Annotated in this window: 13 protein-coding genes; 4 read left to right on the top strand and 9 right to left on the bottom strand. The window is 51.6% G+C overall.

Annotation, left to right across the window (positions count from 1 at the left end):
* Positions 1-40 precede the first annotated feature (40 nt).
* Positions 41-1,714, top strand: coding sequence for a cyclic peptide export ABC transporter (locus BMY01_RS13400; protein WP_081353936.1), 1,674 nt, complete (start codon positions 41-43; stop codon positions 1,712-1,714).
* Positions 1,715-1,970: 256 nt separating this feature from the next.
* Here the strand turns inward: BMY01_RS13400 and BMY01_RS13395 are convergent, their stop codons facing one another.
* The 7 genes from BMY01_RS13395 to BMY01_RS17510 form a co-directional block, all read right to left on the bottom strand.
* Entirely contained in the window at positions 1,971-2,993 is a 1,023-nt protein-coding gene (locus BMY01_RS13395; RefSeq protein ID WP_074748391.1) for a glycosyltransferase family 2 protein, read from the bottom strand.
* A 270-nt stretch (positions 2,994-3,263) separates the two neighbouring features.
* Positions 3,264-4,454, bottom strand: a complete 1,191-nt coding sequence (gene grrM / locus BMY01_RS13385) for a cyclophane-forming radical SAM/SPASM peptide maturase GrrM/OscB (RefSeq protein ID WP_175463270.1) — start codon at positions 4,452-4,454, stop codon at positions 3,264-3,266.
* Positions 4,451-5,278: a hypothetical protein gene (locus BMY01_RS13380; RefSeq protein WP_074748382.1), complete on the bottom strand. Its 828-nt coding sequence runs from the start codon at positions 5,276-5,278 to the stop codon at positions 4,451-4,453. The genes grrM and BMY01_RS13380 overlap by 4 nt, the downstream gene beginning before the upstream one ends.
* A gap of 332 nt (positions 5,279-5,610) precedes the next feature.
* Positions 5,611-6,786: a cupin-like domain-containing protein gene (locus BMY01_RS13375; RefSeq protein ID WP_074748379.1), complete on the bottom strand. Its 1,176-nt coding sequence runs from the start codon at positions 6,784-6,786 to the stop codon at positions 5,611-5,613.
* 13 nt (positions 6,787-6,799) lie between these two features.
* On the bottom strand, positions 6,800-7,756 hold the full coding sequence (locus BMY01_RS13370; protein WP_074748376.1) for a phytanoyl-CoA dioxygenase family protein: 957 nt from the start codon (positions 7,754-7,756) through the stop codon (positions 6,800-6,802).
* Positions 7,757-8,587: 831 nt separating this feature from the next.
* Positions 8,588-9,241: a recombinase family protein gene (locus tag BMY01_RS13360; RefSeq protein WP_439331407.1), complete on the bottom strand. Its 654-nt coding sequence runs from the start codon at positions 9,239-9,241 to the stop codon at positions 8,588-8,590.
* Between the two features lie 163 nt (positions 9,242-9,404).
* Positions 9,405-9,626: a hypothetical protein gene (locus BMY01_RS17510; protein ID WP_139176920.1), complete on the bottom strand. Its 222-nt coding sequence runs from the start codon at positions 9,624-9,626 to the stop codon at positions 9,405-9,407.
* Positions 9,627-9,834: 208 nt separating this feature from the next.
* Between BMY01_RS17510 and BMY01_RS13355 the strand changes: the two genes are divergently transcribed.
* On the top strand, positions 9,835-10,404 hold the full coding sequence (locus BMY01_RS13355) for a hypothetical protein (protein ID WP_139176919.1): 570 nt from the start codon (positions 9,835-9,837) through the stop codon (positions 10,402-10,404).
* Positions 10,405-10,689: 285 nt separating this feature from the next.
* On the opposite strand, the gene BMY01_RS13350 is transcribed toward BMY01_RS13355, so the two are convergent.
* On the bottom strand, positions 10,690-11,046 hold the full coding sequence (locus tag BMY01_RS13350; RefSeq protein WP_254772745.1) for a thermonuclease family protein: 357 nt from the start codon (positions 11,044-11,046) through the stop codon (positions 10,690-10,692).
* 774 nt (positions 11,047-11,820) lie between these two features.
* The gene (locus tag BMY01_RS13340; protein WP_074748359.1) at positions 11,821-12,627 is read right to left on the bottom strand and encodes a vWA domain-containing protein; all 807 of its coding nucleotides are present in this window, start codon (positions 12,625-12,627) and stop codon (positions 11,821-11,823) included.
* Between the two features lie 337 nt (positions 12,628-12,964).
* Between BMY01_RS13340 and BMY01_RS13335 the strand changes: the two genes are divergently transcribed.
* On the top strand, positions 12,965-13,237 hold the full coding sequence (locus BMY01_RS13335; RefSeq protein ID WP_074748356.1) for a type II toxin-antitoxin system prevent-host-death family antitoxin: 273 nt from the start codon (positions 12,965-12,967) through the stop codon (positions 13,235-13,237).
* On the top strand, positions 13,237-13,650 hold the full coding sequence (locus BMY01_RS13330) for a putative toxin-antitoxin system toxin component, PIN family (RefSeq protein WP_074748353.1): 414 nt from the start codon (positions 13,237-13,239) through the stop codon (positions 13,648-13,650). The genes BMY01_RS13335 and BMY01_RS13330 overlap by 1 nt, the downstream gene beginning before the upstream one ends.
* Positions 13,651-13,988 lie beyond the last annotated feature (338 nt).

The raw sequence follows: 13,988 nt of genomic DNA, 5'->3' as shown, positions 1-13,988 counted from the left end.
AAATACCCTTAGTCAGGTATGCAGGGCTCTGGAGAAGTAGATGAGCTCGCCTAAGTACATGCCCCAGCAATTAGATTCAGAATCTCTTCTTCGCGAAGGTTTGCGTCTGCTGCGGCCTTTTTGGAAAGTTGCTTTCCTGGCAACCTCGCTGGGGGCTCTGAGTGGCTTTTCCACACCATGGTTATTAGCAACTGTCAACACGGCACTCTATGCGGAGCAAGGATCTACGATGGCACTGCTCCTGCTCTTCGCCGGCTTGTGTCTGATGACGATAATGGGGGAGATCGCTTCCGACCTGGGTAATAGCTATATCGGGCAGCATGTCGTTGCCAAGTTGCGAAGAGATTTATCCGAGAAGATACTTTCGGCGCCTATCGTGGAAATAGAGCGATTTCGCGTCCATCGCATCACCACAACACTCAATCAAGATATCGATGTTATCAGTAATTTCACTTTTGGATTCTCGGGGCTGGCTATTGCAATTGCAGTTGCCATCGGTTGTTTCGTTTACTTGGCGGTGCTATCGCCACTACTCTGCCTAATCGCGGTTATCGCGATCGCACTGGGCAGTTGGGTTCATGCTACGGCACGCCAGCAGGGGATAAAGGGTTTTGACGCGGCCCGGGAAGCTCAGGATGAACTGCAGAAGCAATATTATGCCATTACCGAAGGTGCCAAAGAACTTCGGATTAATCGTGCCAGACGTCAGCATATATACGATGATCGGCTCAAACAGACAATAGATAGGATACGTGATCTGCGCATTCGGGCAATGAGGATTTTCGTGTTCGCAAATGCCTTCGGCTCAGCTCTGTTTTTCATCGTAATTGGAATAATTTTGGCATTGCAAGGTTCGATGAATTTCGGTTCCGAGGTGCTTTCCGGATTCGTACTGGTGCTTCTGTATGTGAAAGGGCCGCTGACGCAACTCATCAGTACATTGCCGTTGCTTGGACAAACACAAATAGCTATCAAACGGTTGGCTGAGCTATCCCTTAGATTTTCCAATCCCGAGGCGAACCTGCTTGTCCCGACCTCAAAAAAATATCCTCCCCAAGGAGCTGGATCCATCGAACTAAAGGGTGTGACATACACGTATTCTGATGTAAGTGGATCCACTGTCTTCTGCCTGGGACCGGTCGATCTGTGCATAAAGACTGGCGAGATGCTATTCCTCGTAGGCGAGAACGGCAGTGGAAAGACAACGCTCATTAAGCTGCTGCTGGGCCTTTATGAACCGCAGGAAGGAATAATACTGCTTGATGGCGCTCCTGTTGTAGCTGGTAATCGAGATGATTATCGACAACTGTTCAGTACCGTCTTTTCTGATTATTACCTGTTCGAAGACTTTGTCATTGGTAAGGATTTTACCGCGGAGACTTTGGTCTATCTGGAACGCTTGGAATTGACTCACAAAGTGTCGGTAAAAGACGGAAAGTTTTCAACTACAGACTTGTCGACCGGCCAGCGCAAGCGGCTAGCCTTAGTGCATGCTTATCTTGATCTACGTCCTGTCATTGTTTTCGATGAGTGGGCAGCCGATCAGGATCCAGCATTCCGTCGAATCTTCTACACGGAAATATTGCCAGAACTCAAGCGGGACGGAAAAACCTTGATTGTAATCTCGCATGATGACAGATATTTTCATGTTGCGGATCGCGTGGTTCACATGGTCAACGGTAGAACGATAACCCACCATCATACTCAAAAGTAGTGGCAAACTACAATCATGGCAGGATCAACTCTTATGATTAGATGACCCAGTACCTATATTCCGCTTCGATAATGCTGGTTTTAACATGCACGCTCACCATAACAGCGCTGTCTGCGGCGGACAGAAAATCACATATTCGCCCCCTACCGGCACATCCATCAGCCGGTAAATCCCGATCTGCTCTCTTCTGGAAGATTGGCATCCTGGAAGGAGAGCGGCTGGCGCCATAGATGGGAAGTCACGGTCGAGCAGCGACTTACGCGACCTCGAGCGGATCAATTTGCTCTAGATCGCTCAGCAGTTTCTCAGCATGAGCAAGTCCGATCGACCGCATGCCGCCGCGTGGCACTCCCACGATCCGGGAAACGAAGGCCTCGTCGTTGATGCTTTCAGCAGCGACCTGAGAAACCTGATCCCATGGGAGTTGGAGCGCTGCTGCCAGAGTGGCGAATGCGCCGGTGTGGTACGCGGCACGAGCGTTTGCATGCTGTCGAAAGCGCCAGACCATATCTTCTGGGTGGGCCACCCGCGGTAAAACGGGCGTCCTATCGCATGCAGCCAAGGTGGTCGCCAATCCGTCCGGCGCGCGCCCGGCACGGCGGCTCGATGTTTTGACTAGCACCGTTGCGTCGCGACGGACGCGATAGCCTGCTTGCGCAGCCGCCTCGACGAACTTTCCATCCTCGCCACTTCGGACCGGCTCGAACCCACCAAGCTGTCGATACACATCCGCCCACACTGCCGTACTCGCCCCACTCGTCCAGTGATGTGTCTCTGGCGCCTCCCAAGGCACCGGATCGATAATGCGGCGAAGTTGATGCAGTCGCTCAAGGTAGGCGTCCATTCGATCCAGTTTATCTGGCACTCGGCGTTCGCCGCGCGTGATCCTTCCCACGACCACGTCGGCATGCTCCAACGCCGCGAGGTTTGTGGCTACCCAATCCAACGCTGGTTCACTATCTGCATCAGTCGTCAGCAAGGTGCCGTCAGGTGCGCTGCGCAACGCCAGCGCCATTGCGCGTCGTCGCGCAGCGCCGGCACTAGGTGAATCGCCTGCATGACAATAGTCGCTCACAATCGAGAAGGGTAGCGCTGCGGCCCGTCGCTGAACAAAATTAATGCTGCCATCGGTACAATTGTCGAAGAACAGGCAGAGAACGAATGATAATCTCCCTTGCTGCTGCGCCAGGGCCGTAAGCAGGTGCGGAAGGCGCTTGATCTCATTGCGGACTGGAACGCCGATTGCAACGGAATAGGCTTCGAGTTGGGGTATCAGCATAAGCCTGCGTCATTTGTGCGGCCAGAGTAGAAGTCGGCGAACATTTGTCTGACCTTCAGCTAGTGAAGCGCTGCTATTTCAATACGCGTTGCCAAGTTTTGCGCCAGCGTTCATTGAAGCTCAATAGATTCAAACGCTCTGCGTTCAGCGAAGTTCCAGTGGGCGCGCAAACAAAAACACAAGGTGTGACAGCGAATCCAAGCGCTGAAAGCGCATCGAGACCTTTTGCTTTGGGCCCTGCTCTCGCCGGTGTTGCATTTAGAACAAGACTCATGTCGAGGTCGCGCACAGCTCCTTTTCTATTTCTATCAGTGCCATATCGGCCACGAGCTTGATATGCGCTGTGCAGTGAACGGTGGAAGTGCCGATGAAACTGCCATGCTCGCCAAGCTTGTTTGACGGCGAACCACCTCCGCAAAGCCCGAAATAAGAGCAGGACTGTCTGCAGGCCGTAACGCCCGCGCTAATGTCACGTGTCAGATTACGAAAGGTATGAGACTCGAACATCTCGTCTAATGTTTGCGTTTCGACGTGACCGAAAATGAAGTCATCGTAAAGTGGATGCCGCAACCCCTGAAGCTCCGGTGAGAATCCGCTCACACGACCACGCCAGTCGACGCAAAGTAAGCCTGCTGGTGTTGCGGTGATACTGCGGCGCTCTTCTCCACCGGACAATATTGCATCACGCATACTTTCAAATTCACGAATCTTGACACTGCCATCACAGCACAATGATCTGAACTCTGCAAGAAAATCCGCATATCTTTGAATCACGTCCGTGCCACCTAAAACAACTGAGGTATGAGCGCCATCGCTTTCCTCGAGATTGAGCCCAACTTCAGTAGGTCCAAGATCTGCAAAAAAGCGATGTATCGCCTGAGCGTGGTCCAGCGAGGCTTCCGTCAGGACTGCGATTACTGTGAATGGAATTCCACGAGCATGTAGGCGTTCGCATGCCGCCATCACAGCAGCATGAGTGGGACGGCCGTTCCGTGTGTGCCGATACGCATCATGAAGAAATGCGGGCCCATCGATGCTAACGCCGACCTCGATACCCAGTTCCTCGAACACGTCGCACCACGCATCATCAAGCAGCACGGCGTTGGTCTGCAGGGTCTGGCGAAGAGACACATTCGATGGTGTGATTTCTCGGATTAATCGGTTCGCCTTTCGATAAAAATCCGCCGGTACAACGAGCGGCTCGCCAGCGTGCCAGCGCAATTCCAAATCGTGATCCGAGCGTTTCGATTCGAATACGCGATACAGGGAAAGTGCCGCGATTTCGGGTTTCATATGCCCCCGATTGTCCTTATCCGGCAAATAGCAGTATCTACAAGCCAAGTTACAGAAAGGTGTTGGCTGGAGCACGATCTGCTTGATCGGCCCAAGCGACACCCCCATCTCGTTCGTCCACGCGGGTTGCCGTATCGCGTGTTGCATTGGGTGCATGACCCTTGTCATGACCCTGCCGCCCATTCGAACTGGCCCGCGACGAGTAACGCAACATCATCGTCTCCAACACAGTTCGTTGCACCATCATGGATGAAGTTTTGTGTGACGGCGATGTAGGCGTAATCAGGCGGCAGCCGAAGTCGCAATATCTGATGATTCGGCCGGCATGCGAAGAAGTCATGAACCAGCCTGCGCGCAAAATCAGGGTTGTTATCGTCGAGCGCGCCTGGCTCTAAACCTTCGAGCAAGCCGGGAACGGAAAGATTGACAAAGTCGAGATAACGTTCTTGAGCGCCGATATTCAATGCCACGACTTGGAACCCCGCACTGCGTTCACGTGCTGGTAGGCGGTCGTGGTTGTCGACGTGGAGTCCGACATAAGTGTTCGTGATATAGTCATATGCAGTCGAGCGCTGATGCGCGGGTGTTGTCTGCAAGTCGCACGAGCGAAGTGCAATCGTGCGAATTCCGGAATTGGACAAGGCCTGAACCACCCGTTCGGCCAATTCCCACAATACCGCGTTCCGAGCATCGGCCGTGCACGCGCCATTGATCAGTTTGGTGCCTTCCGACCAATACCAGGAACGAACACGTTCGTCGACATGAATTATCGTCACTGCGTTTGACAATGCCACTCGCTGGTTCGCTGCTTCGCTGGCTACGTCGCCTAACATCAGGTCTCGCCAACTTGGACTGGCGACGTAACGTAGGTTCGGAGTCTGAAGCTGCTCGACGCCAAAGGTTTCCGCCAATCCGCAATTGCTTAGTGTGCTCGCTCCGATAAACTGGATCTGCAACTGATACTTTCGGAAGTCCGGCTCCAGTGCATTCATGATTTCTAGCTTTGAGGGGTTGTGCTACTGTTTAATGGGAATGCGAAAAATGGGAGGAACTTATAAACATATACCAAAGTCTTCTACTGTCGAGCGCAACCTCGCACTCAATCCGATAGGCAGTTCAATGCCGAGTTCAAACCAGTCATCGAAATTTACTGGTCTGCATGACGTGAAGCTCCGTGCTGCGGCAGATACAAACACAAGTAACTACTCGTCTCTCATCAAGGCTGGGTTCAAGCCTACCCCCTGGACAGGTTTGTTAGCGACGCTGTTTGAAAATCTCATGCGCTGAATCAACAGTGTTGATCGCGAGTAACAAGTCGTATCGTCTAAGAACCGCTCAATGAGCTGGTTCGCATTCGACTCACCATTCGATAGAATTCTCCCTTTGTCAGCGTTGGAAAGGGATCTCCCTGAAGTTGGAATACGAGATGATCCAACAGGCTTCCCACCCATCCTGCCCATCTAGCTCTGAGATCCTCATCAACGATGCTTCTAAGAGTCTGCAGTTCGTCGAGCGCTGTTTTTGTTACCGTACGAGCGAGGGAACCGGTGCATAATGTGTCGATGGTCGATTTACTCAACGTTGCGTGGAACAAATGTCTTAATTTTCTCCGTGTCTCGAGCGACTCGCCAGGAATCTCCGTGTCCATGAGGCGCAGTGCTCTGGGCAAGTATAGGCTAGGTGCACACTCGACCTCCTCTGCCCATATATTAGCGGAGAGATTGAGGCCGCCGTTCGCACTCACGAGATGCCACCAAAGAGGAGGAATATAAAGAATTTCTCCTTCATGTACATCGACGACACGCATCTGCTTCGCTATCATTTGAAACAGTGGGAATTTTCGATTATCTGGGCTGATTGGGTTAACTAAACTCGTCAGTGCTCCCTGGAAACAGCGGTCTAGCGGTGCAATATATAGGTTGCTTAGTGCTTCGGGTGGAAAGAGATAGACACGCTTCACGCCGAGAAATACTGCGATGAAATTCCTGAACCTGTCATTGTGAAGCGACGTTTGCTGTCCGGAATTGCCGAGCCAGAACAGCATTGGGCTGTTGATGCCTTCACAGTGTAGCTTACTCATCTCCGGAATGCCGGCAGCAATCTCCGGAATTTGCTGCGCTTGCATATAGTAAGTCGAGTTCTTCGACCGCGCGCAGGTTTCCACAAATCGAGCAAGTGGACCATGGACCATGCGAAGTCGCTGATGCGCCCCTTTCGTATATGTGAATTGGCGATTCACGCCGCGTAGGTACGCGTATTGGATAATCCGGTTAGGGGCAGCGCTGGCAAGACTTCGCAGCTTGGCTTCTGCTGTATTAAGACACGAAAATCTTTGAAAAAAAGGCCATTCGGCCATCTCTTTTACGAGCAAGAAAGGCTCCGCAGCGCGGACATGCGAGTAAGCCGCTAAATCGTGTCGCCGCGAAAGGAGTGTCACCTCTTCCATCACGAAACGGTGTCTTGAGAGATTGTCGTCAGTTCGATCATTGCCAGAAGGCATGCGTGACATTCCATCACACGTGCGCTTTTGAGGCCGCACACGGCGTCCCGAACACCGGAAGACCGAATGGCAAATGTGTCGTCCCGCGCGCCAGAATATGAGAGCCATTCGTCATTCCCGTACGCACATCGATGATCGGAGCCGCGTGTACGTCGTCACCAATTTGGTCGCTGCCCCACCGAACGAATGATCGAGCATTGCAATAGTGAGCTGCAAAGCTACGTCGCGACCTATCCGTGGTCTTATTCGCTGTGCTCCGATGGAGGGCATGTCCTGAGAAAAAGACTGCGCTCCCTGCTCGCATTTCGATCCTTCGAATGTCGTACTGGGCCGCGACATCCGCCAAGTCACAGGTAGCGTCTTCCTCACTTGCGCCGCGAATACGTTGGATTCCCGATATCAACTCATCACCAAACCCGTATCCTTCGGCCGGCGGATACACCGGTTCAACACAACTACCGGCGGCTATTTGTAACGCGCCGTTTTCGGCGTCGCAATCTTCCACCGCAATCCACACTCCGCATAACGTATCTGGATAAGTTGGAAGATAAAACGAATCTTGATGCCACCCTTGGCCTGCCTTGCCCGGCGGCTTGAAGAAGAACATTGTTGACAATGCGAGGATGTCCGGCCCGATCAGCACTTCCACCACGTCAAGAACTCGCGGATGCAGCAGCATTCGTTCGTGCAAGGCGTGGACGCGATGGAGCATATGCATTCGGACAAAATAACCTTCACGCTCGCGCGCCGAAAGATTTGCAGGTGCAAGATCGAGACCTTGACAGGTTGTTCCGCTGTCCGCGGTCGTGTCTCTGAGAGGCATCTCCTTCCGCTGCAAAGGCAGGCGACCCGCGATGATGTCGTCAGCATGACGATCAAGCTCTTCAAGTTCGTCAATTGACAACACGTTTTCCATGACCAAGTAACCTTGGCTGCGAAAATGCCTATATTGATCAACCGTTACTTGCATGAAATCAAAAACGACGGAACCGCCAAGTAGCCTTAGCCTGTTTGCCGCCCACCTATCCCGATTATCGTTCGTCCTATGCGCTGCATTCTTGGCATGCAAACGCGCCTGAGATCCTTGGGCTGGACTCCTCTAAAGCCATAGACCTTTCCTTTCTGCAACTTTCGCGGGCGTACGAAGTTTGCTTCGCACACCCGCGATACGTACGTCAGCTAGCCCAGCCAGTCCAATTGCAGCTTCCCATCGCATTTGCCTTTAAGCGCACGGTTTGCAAACGATCTTGAAATCCTGCTGGGTCCGTATTTGCGGTCGAATTGCGATGCGGCGTGCGTTCGACAGTGTCTGCGATCACGGATGTATCAGCCTGTTGATTCTGCCCCAAAATATTCTGTGATGTATGTTCCATTTTCAGCCTTCCTTATCCAGTTGAGAAATTGCCCTGATCGCTAACAACTATGCCATCTATATATCATAGTAAATGAACTATATTGAGTACACAAGTTCAGATTGGGACTGAGCGTGCATTTGCAATCGGTAATGGCAAACACAGCCATATCGGCCCGCAAAATGATATTTCTCAGCTTGACCAAATTGACTGGAGCAGCTTCCGATGCATCCATCGTCGGCGGTAATGTGTCTTTCCTCATGCGCCAGTGGGTCAGCGCTTGGTGAATGAATATGTGGTTGCCGCGTTAAATCGATTGGCAGTCCACCGCGATCCTCCCCATTATCTAAGCGATCATCGAGGACTGGCGACGGGACTACAACGAGAGCCGGTCTCATTCGACTCTCAATGACCTATCGCCAGCCGAATTTGTACACCGGGCGGGGCTTTCAAGCCTTCAAAGCAGCTTCTCTCGATCTTTGGTTTTTGGTTCTGATTTTGAAACTTCCCACAACTAGCGCGATCTTTCTTCCTATCGGATGTATTGATAAAGGGTTTCGCGGCTTATCCCCAACTCGGCTTATCCCCAACTCTTTTGCCAGCTTTGTTCGATTTGTCCCTGCTGCGGCTTGCTCTCGTAGCTGAGCAATCCTGTCTGCGTTGAGTGCCAGCTTCCTGCCCTTGTAGGCTCCCTTGGCCTTTGCCAGGGTTATCCCTTCCCGCTGCCGCTCCTTGATGAGGAATCGCTCAAACTGAGCAAAGGCGCTCAGCATCGTGAACATCAGGATCGAGCGTGGGTCATTACTGCCAGCGGTAAAGCTCATGTTCTCCTTAACGAATTGAATGGATACTCCCCGATCGTTCATTTCCCTCACCAGCCTGAGCATGTCCTCGACGTTACGGGCTAGCCTGCCCATGGAATGGACTACGAGGATGTCTCCTGCACGAATGTGATTGAGCGCGGCCTGGAGTTGAGACCTGTTTGTATCTTTGGCGGATACCTCGTCGGTGAATACCTTGTCTAGTGCAATACCGTCGAGTTGGCGTTCAGGATTCTGATCCAGCGAACTGACGCGAACACATCCAATTCTTTGGCTGGCCACTACTCTCTCCTCCATAAATTGTCAGGATAGAGTCTGTATCTCTCGCGAGGAGTGTCAATTAATATTAATTAGAACTATATCTTGACAAAAAACAGTAGGAAAAGTGTCAGGTATATTTGTCAGTATGGGGTGTATTTCAAAATGACGAATTTAAGGAATTGCCCTACCTGGAGAATAAGGATGAGAGTGAAAAGGACTTGATGTCCTTCAAGCCAAACCAACGTTGCTCTTCCTCGCTCAGTTCCCGCCCAATAGTCTTCGTCAGTTCTGCCGCGACTTCATCTACTGGCCAGCATACGACACACTGCCACATGCGTGCGGTACGGTCATTGCTTGTGGTCACCACCGTCTTGCCATCGGGAGAAGGAGGGAGTGATAAGTCCAAAGGCAATCTGGGAGAGAATCTGTGAGTAGAGTAAGTAGAGGGTGCGATAACACACCAAGGCTGGATCTTAATTTAAAGATTATTAGGTTGTCCTAAAGATTCTGTCTTGGCCTGATCAGGAAAAATATATTCTCTCCGGGGTGAGTTACCGAACGGATCGGGATAACTGCCTTTCTTAGAATAACTTCTGTAATCCGTGCCAAGCCAGTTGATCGCCAAGACTGGGCTCCAGAAAAGCCGTGTTCGATGTGGCGTCCGCGAACTGAATGATGTGTGGAATAAAGTACTTGACGAAGACTGGAAATCATTAATCCATCATTTTCAAGAGAGATTTATGGAAGATATTATTACAGTAAGATTTGAAACAGGCGATGAGGCCAGGGCCGCGGCAGCGTCACTGGCTGATTCTGTAAACGAGAATGATATTTTCATTTTATTTAACAATCAGCCAGATGCTCTTGATCCGGATCGTGATGCGGTTAGAACCCACGACCAGGGTGGCGCAAAAGGGCCGGAAAAAGGAATGACAACCGGCGCAGACTCCCGAGGCATTGCGGCAGGTATTGCCAGCCCGGTGGCTGGAGGACCGGCAGCTGCCGTAGGCGGTTATACCGGCTCACTTGCAGGTACAGCAGGCGGTTTACCCGGAGAGGGCGAAGGTGTGAACAAAGCGCCACCTGCGCAAGTTGGCCTGATGCTTGCAGTACGTGTGGCAAATGCTGATAACAAACAACAGATAATTGATTGCTTGAGGCACCACGTGGGCCGAGGCCATTGAATGGCCAAAGGCAAGTGGGTAAGAATAGGAGTGGGGAGACTCAAACCAATTTCATTCTTAGCAGTTCGACTTTTAGCACCTGGCTCTGCAGCGTTTGTACTAAGGTCTGAGATGCCTGTGCGAAGAGCTGCGAGTAGCTAAACGGCATGGAAGAATGCGTCAAGGGCTACCGTGAGTGTGCTGAGAGTTGCTAGCAAAATGTAAGCCACGCTTCGAGTTTGGAATCTTATATATATCCTCCCGAAGATCGCGCCATAACCCCATTCCATTGAGCCTGGCAAACTCTTACGCTTCCCCATAGCGGCTGCGATCAGCAAGCTGCTGGGCCTTTCCGTATTGCTTGTAATGCCATGCCAGCCCTGCCTTGATTTGCTCGAGATTGACATCCTGGCCATCCACCAGCACTTTTCCCAGGATGCGCTGATAGCGATCGCGCTTTTGCCACTTCACGACAACTGTCTTGCCAAAGACAAGATCAGCCAGATGCTGCCTTGATACGGTACCAAACGGCTGCTTTCGCTCGGGTGCATCAATACCGACCAGCCTTACCTTATGTTGACGGTTTGACTCATCGAGGATTGTCACGGTGTCGCCATCGGCTATTTTGACCACCCGGCCGCCAAGTGTTTCTGCCTGCGCCAAGGAGAAACACAGGGCATAGGCAGCCAAAAGCGAGGAGCATAGGTAGCTTTGCAAATTCATCGCGAACTGGCTACGCCGCGCACAAAGCCCCTGCTCCTCGCGGCGCCGGTAAACCGAAGCAAAGCCACGAAACTTTAGCTCAATCCCGGAAGGCCTGCTAATCGTCTCCGCATTCACTCCTTGAGGTCAAGAACAGGCGAAGCGGAAAAAACGGATAGTTCGACTTTAAGGGGGCGTACTAACTACGCTGTGTGGGGCAATCATCGAACGCGCTGCAATGAAATCAGGCTGTTCGAATCGTTAACCCATATAGCTATCGCTGCGACTGCCTGTCCTTTTGGCATGTCAGAATCAGTGGCGGGGGCTTTCACGGGTGCCTTGCTCGGGTCGTCCCAGATCCAGGCATTGCACATCAAGGTTGAGCCACAGGCCGCTTGCGCCGCATCTCGCCAGCTTTCCGGATTACCCCCTGGCGCACAAACCAGGATTACTATCGTGTCATTCCTGTCCCTAATTGTGCATTGGCTAGAAGGAGCGACTGGATCAGCCAGCGCACTCACTCCCATGAACATGAAGCAAATTAAACTAAAATATTTGAAGCAATGCATCATTGCGATTACCTCTTCAACAACCGATATGGGGTTCCTATCCCCATATCAATTGTTGATTCCAGTACAAGATGGTTATTAAGCGAATACTTCACGCGCCTTCTGAGCGTTTAGGACGTTTTCCTCAAAAGACGCATGATTTTGCACGAAAGCAGCGCGTCTAATATTAATGAATCTTGCCTTTCCTTGCGGTAATGCCCATGCCTGACAAAAGACCAATTGCAATCAAGGCCAATACAGACGGTTCAGGCACCTGATTCGTCGGGGGCGTAACGGAAGCAAGGACCTTGGCTGCCAATACCGGAGCGAGACTGTCAAAATCGCTGACTGGGACTACCCAGCTGCCACCGAGCGGGTTGGGAATATTGCTTGACTGGTTCACGGCTAAAATGGTCGCGGGCGTAGGAAAAGTCATTGCGAGCATGTTATTCAGTGCGGATTGGCTCGAAACACCACTGCCGATGGCTTCGATGGAAAGCGCGTCAATACCTGCTGATGCTGCAGCTATAGAGGCAGCTACTGCGGCACTTTGAGAGTTAGGGACGCCATCGGTGAGCAAATTGATAAGAGATTTGGTTTCCGGATCACTAAACACAGAGGAACTGCTTAGCAAGCTTGTCATGCTATTGATCGCTTCCGCTGTATCTGTGCCCCCTCCGGATTTAATGTGGCTAGAGATCGCACTTTGGATTGTGGGCAAAGTGAGCGCAGAAAGTATGGTTGGCGACACAACAGTAGTGGTTGAGCTACTGTAGCTGACTATACTGATTTCCACACTGCCATCCACAGGCAGGCCAGCCAACGCACTATTTAATCCGCTGCGCATCAGATTGTAATTACTTGCCGAAACACTTCCCGACGCATCCAGTATGAATCCGAGTTGCGTAATTGGCACTGCCAACGCAGCAGACGAGCCTAGCATAAGGGAAAAACTCAATGTAAGGATGGCACATAGTTTATTAATTATTTTCATGACCTCTCTCTTTAGTGATTTTATTATTTATGGAACCGCAGCAAGCCTATAGATGAGCTTGAAGCAAAAAAAATTTAAGCAATATTCATGCCATTGCATGAAATGTGTAATTAATCAACGCCCTAATCCATTTTTATAGAAAACAGCCATACCCTGTTCGCTGTATACTGTAAGGAATTCTGACAACCTCCCAAGCTGGCTTGGCCTGTAACTAACGGCAACGACCTTTTCGCCCCGTTTAAACCGCTACTTTTTGGCTTCTGGATGGGTGATCTGGACATCAGGCGCACCTAAGACCATAATGATCGTATTGGTTATTACTATAAGAGGTTGATGAATGATCACTGAAGTCAATGCCGTGAACTTCCGGCAGAATCTGGGGGAAATGCTCAATCAGGTTCAATACCGCAATGACAGCATCGTCATCAGCAAGGGTGGCAAGCCGGTGGCTGCTCTGGTGGACGCGGAACTGTTTGCTCGCATCCGCCGCATGTATGACCGCTTCGACGCTCTCAGCAGTCGCCTGGCTGAGGGATACAGGGATGTGCCCGAGGATGAAGGTTTGACCGAGATCGATGCTCTGGTGGCAGAGGAACGGAAGAAGCGCTGATGCGGGCGTTGCGTGTCGTGCTCGACACCAATGTGCTGGTATCGGGCCTCGCCTACCCCGCTAGCATACCGGGTCGCATTGTAGGGGCCTGGCGACATGGAGGCCTGGATGTTGTGCTGTCGCACCATATTCTGGATGAAATGGCTCGCATTCTTCCACGCCTGTCCAGGGTAAAACTGAGCCCGCCGGAGATCAGGGACCTGGTTGACAGTTTCATGTTTCTGGCAGATGTGGTCGAGCCTGGCAGTGAGCAGGATCCCAATCTGCGTGACCCCGCCGACCAGCTGGTGCTGGCTACCCTGAAAGCCGCCCAGGCACGCTACCTCATAACCGGGGACAAGGATCTGCTGGTTTTGGCTGAGCAGTATCCTATCGTTTCGCCGGCCGACTTCTGGGCACGCCACGGCAGTTGACTGCCAGCCTGAAAACTATTTGTCTTGCCCTTTTTCCGAAAATCCCACACGTACCCATAGAACAAGAACAGCACTGCCGGCGGCGGACAGGAAGTCACATATTCACCCTTCTCCACCGCCGTCTGTCAGGCGATAAATTCTGACAGGAATACTCTTCGTCGTATTGACCCGCAGGCCTGCGGCAAAGCAATGAGAGCCACACCCAGGAAACCGAATACTATTCCTATGAATACGCGGCTAATCCAGACCCTAGAAGAAATAATTGAATGATAATATTCCCTCATTATTTTGGTCGTAGCGGTTCAATTCCACCCTTAGATCCAGATCTTGTGAAAGCG

It is taken from the genome of Nitrosospira multiformis (assembly GCF_900110185.1).
Lineage (GTDB): Bacteria > Pseudomonadota > Gammaproteobacteria > Burkholderiales > Nitrosomonadaceae > Nitrosospira > Nitrosospira multiformis_A.
Note: the sequence above shows the minus strand (reverse complement) of the source record. Positions and strands in the feature narration are given on the sequence as shown.